This is a genomic window from Arthrobacter globiformis NBRC 12137, from assembly GCF_000238915.1.
In the GTDB taxonomy this organism is placed as follows: domain Bacteria; phylum Actinomycetota; class Actinomycetes; order Actinomycetales; family Micrococcaceae; genus Arthrobacter; species Arthrobacter globiformis.
Window position 1 is genome coordinate 128,107 of record NZ_BAEG01000083.1, and the last position, 17,218, is coordinate 145,324.

General features: G+C 66.8%; 14 protein-coding genes. 3 read left to right on the forward strand and 11 right to left on the reverse strand.

Annotated elements, in window-relative coordinates; translation table 11 throughout:
• Window positions 1-12: 12 nt before the first annotated feature.
• From ARGLB_RS16270 to ARGLB_RS16310, 9 genes are all read right to left on the reverse strand, one after another.
• Window positions 13-288: a hypothetical protein gene (locus tag ARGLB_RS16270; protein ID WP_245531554.1), complete on the reverse strand. Its 276-nt coding sequence runs from the start codon at window positions 286-288 to the stop codon at window positions 13-15.
• Window positions 289-290: 2 nt separating this feature from the next.
• Window positions 291-719, reverse strand: a complete 429-nt coding sequence (locus tag ARGLB_RS16275; protein ID WP_043419468.1) for an acyl-CoA thioesterase — start codon at window positions 717-719, stop codon at window positions 291-293.
• 56 nt (window positions 720-775) lie between these two features.
• Complete coding sequence (locus tag ARGLB_RS16280) at window positions 776-2,707, reverse strand: ABC transporter ATP-binding protein (protein WP_175305017.1); 1,932 nt, start codon at window positions 2,705-2,707, stop codon at window positions 776-778.
• Window positions 2,708-2,841: 134 nt separating this feature from the next.
• The gene (locus tag ARGLB_RS16285; protein WP_003804558.1) at window positions 2,842-4,575 is read right to left on the reverse strand and encodes an ABC transporter ATP-binding protein; all 1,734 of its coding nucleotides are present in this window, start codon (window positions 4,573-4,575) and stop codon (window positions 2,842-2,844) included.
• A 300-nt stretch (window positions 4,576-4,875) separates the two neighbouring features.
• Entirely contained in the window at window positions 4,876-6,852 is a 1,977-nt protein-coding gene (locus ARGLB_RS16290; protein ID WP_083839682.1) for an MDR family MFS transporter, read from the reverse strand.
• Window positions 6,853-6,913: 61 nt separating this feature from the next.
• Window positions 6,914-7,411 (reverse strand): MarR family winged helix-turn-helix transcriptional regulator, encoded by a 498-nt coding sequence (locus ARGLB_RS16295; RefSeq protein WP_003804562.1) that lies wholly within the window; start codon window positions 7,409-7,411, stop codon window positions 6,914-6,916.
• A gap of 190 nt (window positions 7,412-7,601) precedes the next feature.
• Window positions 7,602-9,338, reverse strand: a complete 1,737-nt coding sequence (locus ARGLB_RS16300) for a thiamine pyrophosphate-binding protein (RefSeq protein WP_003804564.1) — start codon at window positions 9,336-9,338, stop codon at window positions 7,602-7,604.
• A complete protein-coding gene (gene speB / locus ARGLB_RS16305) occupies window positions 9,335-10,447 on the reverse strand; it encodes an agmatinase (protein WP_003804565.1) in 1,113 nt (370 codons plus the stop codon). Before speB ends, ARGLB_RS16300 begins: the two co-directional genes overlap by 4 nt.
• A 165-nt stretch (window positions 10,448-10,612) precedes the next feature.
• A complete protein-coding gene (locus tag ARGLB_RS16310; RefSeq protein WP_003804566.1) occupies window positions 10,613-11,188 on the reverse strand; it encodes a helix-turn-helix domain-containing protein in 576 nt (191 codons plus the stop codon).
• A 290-nt stretch (window positions 11,189-11,478) separates the two neighbouring features.
• Between ARGLB_RS16310 and ARGLB_RS16315 the strand changes: the two genes are divergently transcribed.
• The gene (locus tag ARGLB_RS16315) at window positions 11,479-13,002 is read left to right on the forward strand and encodes a sodium:solute symporter family protein (protein ID WP_003804568.1); all 1,524 of its coding nucleotides are present in this window, start codon (window positions 11,479-11,481) and stop codon (window positions 13,000-13,002) included.
• Between the two features lie 196 nt (window positions 13,003-13,198).
• Here the strand turns inward: ARGLB_RS16315 and ARGLB_RS16320 are convergent, their stop codons facing one another.
• Entirely contained in the window at window positions 13,199-13,435 is a 237-nt protein-coding gene (locus tag ARGLB_RS16320; RefSeq protein WP_003804569.1) for a hypothetical protein, read from the reverse strand.
• Window positions 13,436-13,682: 247 nt separating this feature from the next.
• Between ARGLB_RS16320 and ARGLB_RS16325 the strand changes: the two genes are divergently transcribed.
• Together ARGLB_RS16325 and ARGLB_RS16330 are read left to right on the forward strand one after the other, a co-directional pair.
• Window positions 13,683-14,870, forward strand: coding sequence for a VIT1/CCC1 transporter family protein (locus ARGLB_RS16325; RefSeq protein ID WP_003804571.1), 1,188 nt, complete (start codon window positions 13,683-13,685; stop codon window positions 14,868-14,870).
• 138 nt (window positions 14,871-15,008) lie between these two features.
• The gene (locus ARGLB_RS16330; protein WP_003804574.1) at window positions 15,009-16,028 is read left to right on the forward strand and encodes a matrixin family metalloprotease; all 1,020 of its coding nucleotides are present in this window, start codon (window positions 15,009-15,011) and stop codon (window positions 16,026-16,028) included.
• 42 nt (window positions 16,029-16,070) lie between these two features.
• Here the strand turns inward: ARGLB_RS16330 and ARGLB_RS16335 are convergent, their stop codons facing one another.
• Window positions 16,071-17,204: an LOG family protein gene (locus ARGLB_RS16335; RefSeq protein ID WP_003804576.1), complete on the reverse strand. Its 1,134-nt coding sequence runs from the start codon at window positions 17,202-17,204 to the stop codon at window positions 16,071-16,073.
• Window positions 17,205-17,218: the final 14 nt, after the last annotated feature.

Below are 17,218 nucleotides of genomic sequence, written 5' to 3' on the forward strand. Positions count from 1 at the left end.
CCGGCCCGAAAGCTACCTCCGGGTAACAGCTGGCAGCCCCTTCCGGCCGAAGGCAAAATAGCAACCCGGGCCGATGAAGTTGACCAGGGTGGCCAGCCGCCAGAACATCTTGGAGCCGCGGATCTGCTCGGCGGGGCGGCGCGAAAGGTCCCGCTGGGCCGCGGTGAGGAAAGCGAGCTGCGCGGCTCCGATCACGATGGTGCCGATCCGGGCAGCGGGCGGAAGTTCCTTCCAGGACTTGTTTTTCTTCCAGTCCGCTTTTTTCGTTTTCAGGTTCCTGGTTCCCACGGTCAATGCTCCTTGCGCTCTTGGAAGGGCTCCAGCAGCTGCTTCTGCTCCGGAGTCAGCCGCAGTACCCTTCCGGTGGCTTCATCGACGAAGGCCAAATGGCTTGAGGCCTTCACACAATCGTCGCCAGTTACGGGGTCCTGCACAAGGTAGTGAATGTCGAAGCTCGCACCCTTGACGGCGCCGACCCACACCTGGACGGCCGCCGGAACGTTTCGGTATTCGAGGGTCTTCACGTACCGGATGCGGTGGTCCACCACCAGCGCCATCGTCCCTTGGGGAACGTCGTTGAACAGCGACACGTGGGGGTCGATCCCGGGGAGCCCGGCACCGGCGGGCGGGCCGAAGGCGGCGATGCGCGCCTCCTCCAGCATGCGGACGATCTCCACGTTGTTGATGTGCCCGTAGGCGTCCATGTCCCCCCAGCGCATGGGCACGAGTACCTCAATGCGCCGGGGGGCGGGGTGGCCTCCGGGGTTCGCGCCGGTCAGCTGTGCACCGCCGTCGAATCGTCCACGGGCGTTTCCTCCGCATCCGCGCCGGCGAACTGCGACATGTACAGCCGGTAGTAGGCGCCTTCGGCGGCAAGGAGGGTCTGGTGGTTGCCCTGCTCCACGATCTTGCCGTTCTCCATGACCAGGATGGTGTCGGCGTCGCGGATCGTCGACAGGCGGTGCGCGATGACGAAGCTGGTCCTGTCCGTGCGCAGCGCAGCCATGGCCTTCTGCACCAGGAGCTCGGTGCGGGTGTCCACCGAGCTGGTGGCCTCGTCCAGGATGAGCAGCGACGGGTTGGCCACGAAGGCGCGGGCGATGGTGATGAGCTGCTTTTCACCGGCGCTGACGTTGTTGCCCTCTTCGTCGATGACGGTGTCGTACCCGTCGGGCAGCGCCCGGACGAAGCGGTCCACGAACGTGGCCTTGGCCGCCGCCATGACCTGGTCTTCGGTGGCGTCCAGCTTGCCGTACCGGATGTTGTCGTAGATGGTGCCGCCGAAGAGCCAGGCGTCCTGCAGCACCATGCCCACCTTGGAGCGCAGCTCGGCCCGGCTCAGCTGGGTGACGTCCACGCCGTCGAGCGTGATGGAACCGGAGTTGAGCTCGTAGAAGCGCATGACCAGGTTCACCAGCGTGGTCTTGCCCGCGCCGGTGGGTCCGACGATGGCCACGGTGTGCCCCGGCTCCGCGGTGAAGGACAGGTTTTCGATCAGCGGCTTGTCCGGTGTGTAGCTGAACGTGACGTCCTGGAACTCCACGTGGCCGTCGGTCTTGGCGGGCAGGTGCTGCGTGGCGGTCTCTGCGTCCTGCTCATCCGCGTCCAGGAACTCGAACACGCGCTCGGCGGATGCCACGCCGGACTGCAGCATGTTGGCCATGCCGGCCATCTGGCCCAGAGGCTGGGTGAACTCGCGCGAGTATTGGATGAATGCGGTGGCGTCGCCCAGGCTCATGCTGCCCGAGGCTACCCGGAGGCCGCCCACGACCGCGATGCCGACGTAGCTGAGGTAGGAGACGAACTGCATCACGGGGAAGATGATGCCGGATACGAACTGCGCGCCGAAGCTGGCCTTGTACAGGGCCTCGTTGCGCTCCTCGAAGCGTTCCAGCATGTCAGCGTCGCGTCCGAAGACCCGCACCAGGTCATGCCCGGAGAAGGACTCCTCGATCTGGCCGTTCAGCTCACCGGTGTTCTTCCACTGCGCTGCGAACAGCTTCTGGCTGCGCGCGCCGATCACGCCGGCCGCGGCGCCGGACAGCGGCAGGGCGATGAGGGCGATCAGTGCCAGCTGCCACGAGACGATGAACATCATGATGACGATGCCGATCACGGTCAGCAGCGAGCTGATGAGCTGCGCGAACGCCTGCTGCAGCGCCTGCTGGACGTTGTCGACATCGTTGGTCACCCGGGAGAGCACGTCACCGCGCTGGCGGGTGTCGAAGTAGTTCAGCGGCAGCCGGTTGAGCTTCTTTTCGGTGTCGTCGCGGAGCTGCCGGATCACCTTCATGACGATCCTGTTGAGGACGTAGCCCTGGAGCCACAGGAAGATGTTGGCCACGAAGTACATCAGCAGCACGGCCGAAATCAGGACGGTCAGCTTCTGGAAGTCGATGCCGGTTCCGGGCACCAGCTCCATCCGGGAGACCATGTCCGCGAAGTTGTTCTGGCCCTGGGCCCGCAACCCCTCGACGAATTGGTCTTTGCTGACGCCGGAGGGCAACTGTTTGCCCACCACGCCGCCGAAGATGACGTCCATGGCCTGGCCCAGCACCTTGGGCGCAATGACGTTGAGGACCACGGAGACGATCACCATGCCGACGACGACGTAGATGCCGGCGGCTTCCGGTTTCAGCAGGCCCATGAGCCGCTTGGCGGACGGCCAGAAATGCTGGGCCTTCTTGGCGGGCATCGCACCGAACATGCCGCCGTCGGCCTCGCCCGGCTTGTATTCCTCCTCGACGAAGTCGTCGTCCTCGAGGACGACGGGTTCGTTTGCTGCCTGGGCACGCACGGAGCTCTCAGCGGGGTTCTGGCTGGTGCCTTTCTTGTCGGCGCTCATGCCACTTCCTCCACGCTCAGCTGGGACTCAACAATTTCCTGGTAGGTGGGCGACGTTTCGAGGAGCTCCTCATGCGTTCCGCGGTCCACGATCCTGCCGTTGTCCAGCACCAGGATCTGGTCCGCTTCCGTGATGGTGGAGATGCGCTGCGCGACGATGATGACGGTGGCGTCTGAGGTGGTGCGCTTGAGCGCCGCACGCAGCCGGGCGTCGGTGGCGACGTCCAGCGCCGAGAAGGAGTCGTCGAACAGGTAGACCTTGGGCCTGGTGACCAGAGCGCGGGCGATGCACAGCCGCTGGCGCTGGCCGCCGGAGACGTTGGTGCCGCCCTGGGCGATGCGGGACGCGAGCCCGTTTTTCTTTTCCTTCACGAAACCGTCGCCCTGGGCCACATGCAGCGCGTCCCAGAGTTCGTCGTCGGTAGCCTCCGGCTTTCCGAAGCGGAGGTTGTGCTCAATGGTTCCGGAGAACAGGTAGGGCCGCTGCGGAACCAGGGCAATGCGCCTGGTGATTTCCGCCCGGTCCAGTTGGCTGACAGGGACGCCGTCGAGGAGCACTTCGCCGTCGGCCACGTCGTAGAGGCGCGGCAGCAGCGACAGCAGGGACGTCTTGCCGGCACCGGTGGAGCCGATGATGGCCACGGTCTCCCCCGGCCTGGCGGTGAAGCTGATGTTGCTCAGGACCGGGGCTTCGGCTCCGGGGTAGGCGAACGTGACGTTGCGGTACTCCACGACGCCCTCCAGCTGTCCCGGGGTGACCGGCCGCTCGGGGTCATGGATGGACGGTTCGACGTCGAGCACCTCGCCGATGCGGTCCGCGCAGACGGACGCGCGCGGAATCATCATGGCCATGAAGGTGCCCATCATCACCGCGATGAGGATCTGGAGAAGGTACTGCAGGAACGCCGTCAGGGAGCCCACCTGCATATCGCCGGAGTCCACCCGCTGGCCGCCGAACCAGAGCACGGCGGCGGTGGACAGGTGCAGGATCATGCCGATGGCAGGAAACATAAGGACGAACAGCGCGCCGATCTTCAGCGACACGTCCGTCAGTTCCTTGTTGGCCTGGCCGAAGCGCTCCGTTTCGTACGGTTCCCGCACGAAGGCACGGACCACGCGGATGCCGATGATCTGCTCGCGCAGGACCTCGTTGATGCGGTCGATCTTCGTCTGCATGGAGCGGAACAGCGGCATGAGGCGCACCACGATGTATCCGACCACCACGATGAGGATGGGGACCGAGACCCAGACCAGCCAGGACAGGCTGATGTCTTCGCGCAGGGCCATGATGATGCCGCCGATGCACATGATCGGCGTGGACACCATGAAGTTCAGGCCCATCAGCACCAGCATCTGGACCTGCTGGACGTCGTTCGTGCCGCGGGTGATCAAGGTGGGCGCACCGAATGCGTTGACGTCCTTGGCCGAGAAGCTGGTCACCTTGCGAAAAACGCCGCGGCGGAGGTCGCGGCCCACCGCCATGGCAGTCTTCGAGCCAAAGTACACGCCGGCAATGGCGGTGCCCACCTGGAGGAAGGCCACGAGGAGCATGACGGCCCCCGTGCGCCAGATGAAGTCGGTGTCGCCGCGGGAGACGCCCTCGTCAATGATCTGGGCGTTGAGGCTGGGCAGGTAGAGCGCCGCAATGGTGGATGCCAGCTGGAAGGCGATGACAGCCAGGATGTACGGTAAGTACGGTCTGGAGTAACGCCGTATAAGGGTGACGAGCATGCTCACGGATCCTTCGGGAGAGCGCGAATGAGTTAAGAGAAGTAATAGCAGACGGGTCTGACAGCCCAAGCCATCCAACTCTACGAAATCTGTTGCCCATGCGAAACGTCGCGGGCGAAGATCATCCCAACGGACGACGCCGGCCCGCCCAAGCCCGAGCGCGAACGGACATTTAAGCCCCAAGCCAATCGCCGCCGTCGTACACGCTCCCCGCACAACTGGAGTTTTTTGTACAGATACTGGCCTCTGGCCGGGGGTTTTGCGGCCATTATCCGTGCAAAAACTCCAGTCGCGGGACGGCTATTCGCCGCGGTGCTTGCCGTGCGAGGCGATGTAGTGTGCGGCGGCGCTCTGGAGCTTCCGTTCCTTGGCCAGCTGCCGGCTCAGCGCCTTCAGTTCCGCGCTCACCCGGGCCTGCTCCTGCGCGATGATCCGCTGCTGCTCGGCCTGCCGGGCGACGGCGTTCAGTGCCGTGGCCAGCTGAAGCTGCTGTTCCGCGAGGAGCCCCTGCGTTTCCTGGATGATCGGCACCAGGTCAGCGGGCTTGTTGTGCATCTCAGCCAGCATGGTCCGGGCCCGCGCCGGCGGTTCGTTCATCGGCAGGACGGGTTCCGCCGGCCGCTGCCTGCCGGGGTAGGCGCCCTTCGCGTCGTCGGCCAGTTGGCGGGTCAGCACTTCGGCGAACTCACGCTCGAGGTCGTCGTCGGAATACTCACCGCCGTTTGTAGGCTCAGCGGCGGGCAGTCCGGAGGCAGGTGCGGAGTCGGGAGTAGCATCCGGCCGGATATCAACGGTCCGGCGCAGCGGCTGTTCCTTGATCAGGAGCACGGCGATGAGGGCAACAACCGCGATGGCGCCGGCAATCAGGAAGATCTCTGCGGTGGCATCGCCGTAGGCCGCCCGCATGATGTCCCGGACCGGGGCGGGCATATCGGCCAGGTCCAGGCTGGCACCGGACGCGCCGGAGCCTGCCCGGATGCCGGCGTCGGCCAGCCCCTGGGTGGCTAGTTCCCTGACCCGGTTGCTCATGACCGCTCCCAGCACGGACACGCCGATGGCGCCGCCCACGGAGCGGAAGAACGCCACAGAAGCACTGGCCGTGCCGATGTCGCTGGCGCTGACGGTGTTCTGTACGGCCAGGACGAGGTTCTGCATAAGCATGCCGAGCCCGAGGCCCAGGATCGCCGTGAAGACGCCGGACTGCCACAGTTCCGTCGTGTGGTCCATGGTGCCGGCGAGGCCCAGCCCGCCGATCAGCAGGACCGACCCGGCGATCAGGTAGCGCTTCCACTTGCCAGTGCGGCTGATCAGCTGGCCGGAAAACACGGAGCCGACCAGGTTGCCGGCGATCATGGGCAGGGTCAAAAGGCCCGCCTCGGTGGGGGTCGCCCCGCGTGCCACCTGGAAATACTGGCCCAGGAAGGTCGAGGACCCGAACATCGCCACGCCCACGGCGACGGAGGCCCAGATGGCAAGGGCGGTGGTGCGCTCAGAGATGATCTTCAGCGGAATGATGGGCTGCGAAACCTTGGATTCCACCACGACGAGCAGCGCCAGCAGCACGACGCCGCCGCCCACCATGAGTGCCGACTGCCAGGACCACCAGTCGTAGTAGTCGGGGTTGCCGGCGAACGACACCCAGATGAGGAGGAGGCTGACGCCGGTGGTGAGGAGGATGGAGCCTAGCCAGTCGATCTTTGCAGGACGCTTGACGTGCTGGATCTTGAGGGTGATCTGCAGCAGGATGAGGGCGACGACGGCGAGCGGCACGCAGACGAAGAACGTCCAGCGCCAGCCCAGCGGGCTGTCCACGATGAAACCGCCAAGCAGCGGCCCGCCGGCCGTGCCGACGGCCATGACCGCGCCCATGTAGCCGGAGTACTTTCCGCGGTCGCGCGGCGGGATCATGGAGCCGATGATCGCCTGGGCCAGGGCAGTCAGGCCGCCCATGGCGATGCCCTGGACAACGCGGGCCGTCAGCAGCAGCGGGATGGTCTGGGACAGTCCTGCCATCACCGATCCGGCCACGAAGATCACGATGCTCAGCTGGACCAGGGCCTTCTTGTCGAACAGGTCAGCGAGCTTGCCCCAGATCGGGGTGGTGGCCGCGTTGGCCAGCAGTGCTGCGGTGATGACCCACGCGAAGTCCGTCTGCGTGCCCTTGAGCTCGGACATGATGGTGGGCAGCGCGTTGGCCACGATGGTGCTGCTGAGGATCGCGGTGAAGAAGGCAGCCAGGAGCCCGGTCAGGGCCTCCATGATCTGCCGGTGTGTCATGGGAGCCTGGGCCGGGTGGGCCGAAGGGCGTGACGTGGCCGTCACGGGGACGGCAGCATGGCTAGCCAATGAACTGCTCCTTGCGTTGGGTAGTGGCGGTGATGGTGCCGGCCGTCGTTGCCCGGGCGGATTCCCGAAGGGATTCCGCAAGTTTGGAGAGTACTTTCGCCGTCTCCTCGGCGTCCTGCTGGCTCCAGTCCTGCAGGAATTCCTGCAGCGTGGCCACGCGGTGCTCCTCGATCTCGATGAGCTTCGCGCGGCCGGCGTCAGTGAGGGCCACCAGTTGCGCGCGGCCGTCGTCGGGATCGGGTCTGCGGTGGACCAGCCCGAGTTCCTCAAGCTCTGCAATGTGCCGGCTGAGGACGGGCGCGCTGACGCCCAGCCGCGCGGCCAGGTGCGTGGCGCGGGATTCCCTCTCCCCCACGAAGCGCAGGACGCCCTGCAGCGCAACTCCCGCCTCCAGGCCGCGCGAGTTGGACACGGCCACGCACCGCACGACGCGCTGGAGGTCGAAGATCTGCCGCACGAGTTCAGCTGCCGTGTTTGGCTCAACTGCCATGATGGAAAAACCCCTTATTGCTTGCCTTAGGCAACTATAGCAATAAAAGGTTGCTTTAGGAAACTAAGCATTCGGGTTCGGCTAAAAGGTAACAGCGCGAACGAAGACTTGAGGCCCCAATTCCGGATGGAAACGGGGCCTCAAGTGTGCGTTCGCGCTGGAAGGATGGGGCTTAACTGTGCGTTCGCGCTTAGCTGTCCAGGTGGGTCGGGGCGAACATTTTGAGCAGCGTTTCGACGACGACGACGTTCGGACCGTCCGCGGCAAAGCCCGCCTTGAGCGCGTCCCCCACGTTTTCCGGGGACACCCGGGTGGCGGGAACGCCGAACGACTCGGCCAGCTTCACGAAGTCCGGCCGGCCGAGTTCGGTGGCGGTGGCCTTGCCGAACGCCCCCACCATGTATTCGCGCAGGATGCCGTAGCCGCCGTCGTCCACGATCAGCCAGGTGACGGGCACGTTGTGCTGCTTCGCGGTGGCGAGTTCGGCGATGGAGTACATGGCCGAACCGTCACCGGAGACAGCGAGCACGCGGGCCGAAGCCGCGGACTTGCCCACGGTCTCCAGGCCCACGGCCCCGCCGATCGCTGCCGGGAAGCCGTAGCCCAGGCCGCCGGCACCCTGTGCCGAGTGGAACTGCCCTTCACGGGCGTCCCAGCAGCTCCAGCCCCAGTACGCCGAGATGGTCATGTCCCAGAACGTCTGCATGTCCGCCGGCACGGCCTCCCGGATATCGGCCATGAACTGCAATTCCTTGGCCAGGTCCTGCGATTCCAGCCGCTCCTTCACCTTGCGCAGCGACTCCCGCACGAGGTCCTCCGGCGAGGTTCCGTGCCAGTCGGGCCGCGTATCGGCGGGCACCGTCAGCGAGGCGTCGAGGGCCGCGAGGGCCTGGCCGGCGTCGGCGCGGATCCCGAGGCCGGGCCGGTTGGATTCCAGCACGCGCGGTTCGGCGTCGATCTGGATGATCCTGCCGCGCGGTTCAAACGTGAAGTAATTGGAGGTGACCTCGCCCAGTGACGAGCCGATGACCACCAGGACGTCAGCGTCCTCGAGGAGGTCCGTCATGTGCCGGTCTTCGATCCACGACTGCAGCGACAGTTCGTGGTTCCACGGGAAAGCCCCGTTGCCGCCGGGCGTGCAGATGACAGGAGCCCGGAGCTTTTCCGCTATCGACAGCAGCGACTTTTCCGCCCGGCCCCGGCGGGTCCCGCCGCCGGCGATGATGGCGGGACGCTTCGCCGCCGACAGCCATTTCACGGCTTCCCGGACAAGCTCGACGCGCGGCGGGTTGTCCGCCGCTTCGGCGAGCGCATCTTCCACGGGCGGCACCATGATCGGGTCCAGCAGCACGTTCTGCGGGACCTCGAGCCAGACCGGGCCCTGCGGCGAGGAAATCGCCTCGGTCCAGGCGTCCTGGATGGCGGACGGAATACCGGACGCGTGCTGGATCAGGCGCTGGCTCTTGGTGACATTCGCGGCCGACGCCTTCTGGTCATCCAGCTGGTGCAGCATGCCTTTCCGGCGGGCGCCCAGGCCCTCGAGCGGGATCTGGCTGGCAACCACCACCATGGGCACCCCCGTGGCGTAGGCTTCCTGCAGCCCGGCAAGCGACGTCAGCGCACCCGGCCCGGTGGACAGGAACAGCACACCCACCTCCCCCGTGGCCCGCGAGTATCCGTCGGCGGCGAAGGCACTGTTGTTCTCCACGCGGGAGGACACGAACTTCAGGTTGCCCCGGCCCATCGCGTCGAAGAGGCCCAGCGCGTGCTGGCCGGGGATGCCGAACACCGTCTTCGCGCCCAGCGCCTCCAGGGTCTCGACAACGAGGTCCCCGCCGTTGCGGACACCGGTCCCGGCGCCCGCCCCTGCGGGACCGGCGTCTGCTTCTGCTGGTGCAGACGTCGCGCCGGACTCGACGGCGGTCACTTGGAGTACTCCCCCACAGCGGCATGGACGGCGCCATTGCCTGCCGGTGCCGGCGAGGCTGCCGCGAACCCTGCCGGACGGCGGGCTTCCCGGCCCAGCGCCTGGGCGGCGTAGCCGGTCTCGGCACCGAAGCGGTCGCCCGCGACGGTGTTGTCCGCCATCAGGGTGACGAGTTCGTAGGCAACGTGGCTGGCGGCCACGCCGGTGATCTCGGCGTGGTCGTAGGCCGGGGCCACTTCAACGACGTCGCCGCCGACGAGGTTCATGCCGCGGAAGCCGCGGATGATCTCCAGCAGCTCTCGGCTGGTAATGCCGCCGGCTTCCGGCGTGCCGGTTCCGGGCGCGTGCGCGGGGTCCAAAACGTCGATGTCCACAGAGATGTAGAGGGGACGGTCACCGATCCGGTCCCGGACCTTGGCCACAGTCTCAAGGACGCCCTGGTAGTAAACGTCCGCGGAGGTGACGATGCCGAACCCGAAGCGGTGGTCGTCGTCGAGGTCCTTCTTCCCGTACAGCGGGCCGCGCGTCCCGATGTGGCTGATGGCCTCCGTGTCCAGGATGCCCTCCTCCACGGCGCGGCGGAACGGCGTGCCGTGCGTGTACTCCGCGCCGAAGTAGGTGTCCCAGGTGTCCAGGTGGGCGTCGAAGTGCAGCATGGCGATCGGACCGCCGGCGCGTTCGGCTGCTGCGCGCAGGAGCGGCAGCGCGATCGTGTGGTCACCGCCGAGCGTGAGCAGCTTGCTGCCGCCCGCCGTCAGGTCGAGAGCGTTCTGCTGGATCGTCTCGATGGCCTCGTTGATGTTGAACGGGTTCACGGCCATGTCGCCGGCGTCGGCCACCTGGCAGTTCTCAAACGGGCTGACGTCCCAGGCCGGGTTGTACGGGCGGAGCAGCCGGCTGGCCTCACGGACGTGATTGGCGCCGAAGCGGGCACCGGGGCGGTACGAGACGCCGGAATCAAAGGGCACGCCCACCACTGTGATGTCGGACTTGGCCACCTGGTCCAAGCGCGGCAGGCGGGCATAGGTTGCCGCCCCGGCGTAGCGGGGAATACGGGATGAATCGATGGGGCCAAGGTTGCCGTTGGCCTCGATGCGCAGCTCTTCCAAAGGAACGCCTCTCCTTCGAGGATGATTTGTCGAGGGTGGGTTGTGACAGCCATCATACACTCGAAGTTGCCCAATGTGCACCGACTGTTTACAAGAAACTCTCAGCGAGCGCAGAAAAAAGCCCGGGCCGCCCAACAGGCGGCCCGGGCCGGGTTTCGCGGAGCACTACCGGCTGGCAGCCGGCACCAGGACCCAGAGAACCTCGACGGGCTCATCGGTCGGATTGACCCAGGTGTGGGGTTCCCGGCCAGGGAAGGTGACGGTGTCGCCGGTGGTCAGTTCGTACTCCTCGTTGGTGAGGATGAGCTTGATGGTCCCCTTGATCACATGCAGGACATCGACGTCGCAGTCAACGGCATACAGTTCCGATTCGCCGCGGCCCCGCGGATCGATGACGGCCTGGATGATCTGGACGCGCCGCTCGGACCGCGCGGTCAGCAGCCGCTCCACGATCCCCTCACCGCCGAGGGAGATGCGGGGACCCGCGTCCCGCTTGGTCAGGTGGGTCTCCGGAGCGGCGAACAGGTCGCCAATGGAGATCGACAGAACCTGGCACAGGGTGACGAGGGACGCCACGGACGGCGAGGTCAGGTCCCGTTCCACGCGGCTGAGGAAACCCTTGGTCAATCCGGTGGCGTCGGCCACCTGCTCGATGGTTAGCCGCTGGGACTGGCGCGCGGCACGGATTCTTGAACCGATGGCAACCGGAACATTGCTCGGCTCAACTGGTAGTGCCTTCATTTACGAACCTTTCACGGCCGGCCGCCCGGCCCCATCATTGGAGACATATTATCGGCCCGGCCCTTCTGTGACGCGGGGCAAACCGCCCCGCGGAGCTTTGCGTCTTGACTGTTACTCGAATCACAGCCTACGCTTTTATGCAACAAGTGTTGCTTGTGAAACAACTCCCACGAGGAGCCGTCAGCAAGGAACCCAGCGTTCCCCCCGATTTTCCGTTAATGCAGCACCCTCCGGGCAGCCAGTTCCCCGGCGAGGCCCGCAAGCTGCCAAAGCTCCAAGGATCCCCAATCATGGACGCAAGTTTCGTCAATATCGCCATCGTGGTGATCTACCTGGCCGCCATGCTAGCCTTCGGCTGGTGGGGCAAGTCCCGCACCAAGAACAACAGCGACTTCCTCGTGGCCGGCCGCCGCCTGGGGCCGTTCCTCTATACCGGAACCATGGCCGCCGTCGTCCTGGGCGGTGCCTCCACCGTTGGCGGCGTCGGCCTGGGCTACAAATTCGGCATCTCGGGCATGTGGCTCGTGGTGGCGATCGGTGCCGGTGTGCTGCTGCTGAGCCTGCTCTTCGCCGGCACCATCCAGAAGCTGAAGATCTACACCGTCTCCCAGATGCTGTCCCTCCGCTACGGCAGCCAGGCCACCCGGACTTCCGGCATCATCATGCTCGCCTACACCCTGATGCTCTGCGCCACCTCCACGGGCGCCTACGCCACCATCTTCGTGGTGCTGTTCGGCTGGGACCGCGCACTCGCCATCGCCATCGGCGGCGCCATCGTGCTGGTGTACTCCACCATCGGCGGCATGTGGTCCATCACCCTGGCCGACCAGGTCCAGTTCGTCATCAAGACCGTGGGCATCTTCTTCCTCATGCTGCCCTTCACACTCAACGCAGCCGGCGGCCTGGACGGCATCCGCAGCCGCGTGGAGGCCAGCTTCTTCCAGATCAACGGCATCGGCGTCCAGACGATCATCACCTACTTCGTCGTCTACACCCTGGGCCTGCTGATCGGCCAGGACATCTGGCAGCGCGTGTTCACCGCCAAGACGCCCCGGGTTGCCCGCTGGGGAGGCGCCACGGCCGGCATCTACTGCATCCTGTACGGCGCAGCGGGCGCCATGATTGGCCTGGCCGCCCGAGTGGCGCTGCCGGCCATCGACGTCGCCACCAAAGGCAAGGACGTGGTCTATGCCGAGGTTGCCCAGAACCTGCTGCCCATCGGCATCGGCGGCCTGGTGCTCGCCGCCGCCGTCGCGGCCATGATGTCCACCGCGTCCGGCGCCCTGATCGCGGCAGCCACCGTCGCCCGTGCTGACGTGCTGCCGTTCGTCGCCGGCTGGTTCGGCAAGACCATCAACACCGATGACTCCGACAACCCCGAGCACGACGTCAAGGCCAACCGCATGTGGGTCCTCGGGCTGGGCATCGTGGCCATCCTGATCGCCATCATCACCAAGGACGTCGTCGCAGCCCTCACCATCGCCTACGACATCCTGGTGGGCGGCCTCCTCGTGGCCATCCTCGGCGGACTCATCTGGAAGCGCGGAACCGGCATCGCGGCCGCGGCGTCCATGGCCGTGGGTTCCGTGGTGACGCTCGGCACCATGATCGTCCTGGAGATCAACGCCAAGGAACCGCTGGAGGGCATCTTTGCGAACGAGCCGATCTACTACGGCCTGATCGCCTCCGCAGTGGTCTACGTCGTAGTATCGCTCCTGACCAAGCCCACGGACCCAGCGGTCATGGGCCGCTGGTACCGCCGGGTGGCCGGCCGGGAAACCGAGGAAGTGCCGGTTTCCGCCCCGGCCCGGTGACCTTGAGTCCACTGGCCTGCCCGGCCACCTGCCGCCGGCAGGTTTAGCAAAAAGCGCACGACGACGGCGGTGCCTCCCAGCGCGGGGAGGCACCGCCGTCGTGGTTTTAAATGAGTTGGGCTGGTGTTGAAGAGCGGGCTAGAGCGGGAGCGACCGGTCCAGGGACGAAACGCACGTCCGCGCCGGAACGGACGCCTTAATCTTCGTAGCCTTCGTCCGCACGGAACTCGTCGTCCGCATCCCGCGGAACCACCCTTTCGTCACCGTCCACTGCCTCGTGGCTGGCGGGAACCACCCTTTCCTCGGAATCAAGGAATTCGTCCTCCGCATCCCAGTCTTCGTCCACCGGCGCGTCCTCGGCAAAGTCGTAGGCGGGATCGGACTCAATGGTGTGGCGGGTGTCCGGCTCGGGGCGCGATCCGTTGGTGTTCATCAGGCAGACCTCCGTGTGGTTGGACTTCCGTACCCGCCGGCGGCGGGGCACCTTTTCATCAGATCACCGCGGGTGCAGGCGGTCAAGGGCGCTTGGGCGGGCCGGCGGCTTGGCCCCGTCCGGGCGCAGTCATTGAGGTTTCCCTAAACTTTCGACTAAGGGTCACCGGCCGAAAAACCCCGGAATTACGCGGTAAAGTGGGCGATGCAATGGGGCCGCATCACGTCCCATCTACCCAGGAGTTCCCGTGTCTCAGCACGCAAAATCTGACCCCCACACCGCCGGCAACGCGTCCGGCCCAACCAACGGTTCCGCAGCCGGCGCCGCGGCGGCCGGCGGCGGCGCACCCCGCCCGAAACCCAGCGCAGCGGACATCAAGCGCTGGCGCCAGTACCTGGCCGACGAGCGGGCAGAGGCCGCCGTCTACCGCGACCTCGCCCAGAACCGCTCCGGCGAAGAGCGCGCCATTCTCCTGGCCCTCGCCGAGGCCGAAGGCCGCCACGAGGCGCACTGGCTGAAGCTCCTCGGCGAACACGCGGGCAAGCCCCGGCACGCTTCCCTGCGCAGCCGCCTTCTGGGCTTTCTCGCCCGGCACTTCGGGTCCGTGTTTGTGCTGGCGCTGGCGCAGCGGGCCGAGGGCCGCTCCCCCTACATCAGGGAGCCGTCGGCCACTCCGGCCATGGCGGCCGACGAGCAGATCCATGAGGAAGTGGTCCGCGGCCTGGCAACACGCGGCCGCAACCGGCTGGCCGGCACGTTCCGCGCCGCCGTCTTCGGCGCTAACGACGGACTGGTCAGCAATCTCGCGCTGGTCATGGGCATGGCCGCCACCGGCGTTGGCAGCGGCGTGGTCCTGCTCAGCGGGATTTCCGGACTCCTGGCCGGAGCGTTCTCCATGGGCGCCGGCGAATTCGTGTCGGTCCGTTCGCAGCGTGAACTCCTGGACGCCACACGCCCCACGCAGGTGACGCTGGTGGCGGCACCCCAGTTGGACATCGAACACAACGAGCTTCTGCTGGTCTACCTGGCCCGCGGCATGTCCCGCGAGGCGGCCGAACACCGGGTGGCCGAGCGCATGGGCCTCTTCACGTGCGACTGCGACCCAAGTCTCTCGCTCCATCCCGAACTGCCCGAGACTGAGGACGAGCACGAAGCCGTGGGCACCGCCTGGGGCGCCGCGCTCTCCAGCTTCTGCTTCTTCGCCTCCGGCGCCATCGTGCCCATCATTCCCTTCCTTTTCGGCATGACCGGAATCGGCGCCCTCATCGTGGCGGCCGTCCTGGTGGGCATCGCGCTGCTGGCCACCGGCGGCACCGTCGGCCTGCTGTCCGGCACCTCACCGCTGACCCGCGGACTGCGGCAGCTCGCCATCGGTCTGGGAGCGGCCGGCGTCACGTACCTCCTGGGCATGGCGTTTGGTGCTGTCATCGCCTGATTGGCGGCTATCGCCCGGCAGGTTTCATGGGCCGGTGAGCTGAACTGTAAAGTAGGCCTGTTTGCCTGGTGCTTGAGTGCCTGGCCTGATTCGCCGGCAGAGGGGACGCGGCAGCGGTATGCCGTGAAAGGGGGTGCAGTGGAGGGTCAAGACCCCGGTCACAGTCAGCGCCGGCACCAGCCGCGCCACTCAGGTCCGGCTACCGCGGCGGCGAGGTTTATCCGCCGCCTGATCGTACTCGCTGCCCTTGGTTGCGCAGCCTTCCTCGCTGCCGGAATGGCGTACGGGGACCCGCGCTTTGCGGGCGTGCTGAACTTCCGCCTCGGGTCCGGGGACCAGTCCGCGTCCCGGCAGGGTGATTCCGGGCAGGACCCGGCCGGGCAGGATTCGGCCGGGCAAGATCCGACCGGGCAGGCGGGGCAACCCGGGCCGGACCGACGGTCCGGTGGGGCTCAGGCCGGTGCGTCTGCTGGCCCGGACGGTACCGTGGGCGCACCGCCGCCGGGCCGCGAGGAGGCAGGTACTCCCCTGGGCAACCCGGAGCCACCTGCGGAGCCCAGCACCTCGTACAAGTTTCTCGCCGTGAACAGTGACGGCGCCCCCGTGGGCTACTCGCCGTGCCGTCCGTTGCATTACGTGGTGAATGCCAGCCTTGCACCGGAGGGGGCAGCAGGCCTGGTTCCCCTGGCAATCCAGGCCATCTCCAAGGCCACCGGCATCCAGTTTGTTGACGACGGCGCCACAGATGAGCAGCCCTCGGACCAGCGCGCCCCCTACCAGCCGGAGACGTACGGCGAGCGCTGGGCACCCCTGCTCATCAGCTGGACCACGCCGGACGTGACCCCCAAGCTGGGCGGCAAGGTCATCGGCACCGGCGGCAGCACGTATTACAGCTACGGGACCGGGCCCAAGAGCTATGTCACCGGCAGCCTGGAGCTGGATGCCCCGCAGATGGCGACGGAACTGGAACGCCCCGACGGCACCGCCTACGCCACCGCAGTCATCCTCCATGAACTGGGCCACGTGATGGGGCTCGAGCACGTCACCGACCCCGTGCAGCTCATGTATCCGGAAATCGGAGCCCCCGACGGCCTCGCGGCCGGCGACCTGAACGGCCTCTACCAGCTCGGCAGGACACCCTGCCGCGCTGACCTGTAGGCACCCGGCGCGTTCATCCGGCGCGTTCAGCCACCGCTGTGTTCATCCTCCAAGGACCGCGAGCGCCTCCTCCACGCTGTCCACCAGGAAGATCCGCTGTTCCATGGCCCGCCCCGCGGCGAGGCTTTGCAGCATCGGCCAGGCCGGGAACCGCTGCTCCCAGTGCTCCCTGCCGACCAGCACCATGGGGGTCATGGTCTCCGGGGCACCGTAGTAGTTCTCGCAGGCATCCTGGAAGATCTCCTGCACCGTACCCGCCGCACCCGGCAGGAACACGATCCCTCCGTTGCAGACCTCCAGGAGGATGGCCTCGCGGACCGCGTTGGCAAAGTACTTGGCAATGTGGGTGGCGAAGTAGTTGGGCGGTTCGTGGCCGTAAAACCAGGTGGGAATGCCGAGGGACGCGGTTCCGCCGGGAAAGCGTTCGACGGCGGCTGCCGCTGCACGTGCCCACGCGGACACCGAGGGGCGGAAGCCGGGGACGGCTGTGAGCTCTCGAAGCACACCGTGGAAATCGTCGTCGTCGGCCGTGCTGAGGTAGGCACCCAGGTTCGCGGCCTCCATGGCACCGGGGCCTCCGCCGGTGGCCACCAGGTGGCCGCGGCGGGCCAGGAGCCGGCCCAGTGTGGCGGCGGCGGCAAAGCCGCCGGTCCCCCGCTGCAGGGCATGGCCGCCCATGACCCCGACGATGGAACGGCCTCCGCTGTTCAGGGTACGGACGAATTCCTCCAGGGCATCGCCGACGGCGTGATCGTGCAGGGCTGCCGCGAGGGTGGAGTCGAGGCGGTGCCGCTGGCCCGGCCGCATGCTCCATTGGTAGACCAAACCGTCGGGTGTTTTCTCGTACGGTCCATCGACGATGCCTGCGTACAGTTCCTGCGGGGTGTAGAGCCCTGCCCGGTACGGATTGAAGGGAACGCCGGTGAGCCGCGGGAAGATCAGCGCGCCCCGGCTGCGGAGTGACGCCTCCACGCCCGGGTCGAAGGTGCAGCCCAGGAAAACCGCGCCCTCGGCGTCCAGGGCTGCCAGGGCGGCACCCCGGCCGCGAAGGTCAAGCGACTGTGCGTGCCAGCCGTGCATCGCCCGGGCCCCGGCGCTTACCAGCCGGTCGAACCTGGCGATGCTGTCCACCTCAAGGGTGCGCGGGCTGGGGTTCAGGCTGCCGGAGGGGTTCATGCTGCCCAGCCTAA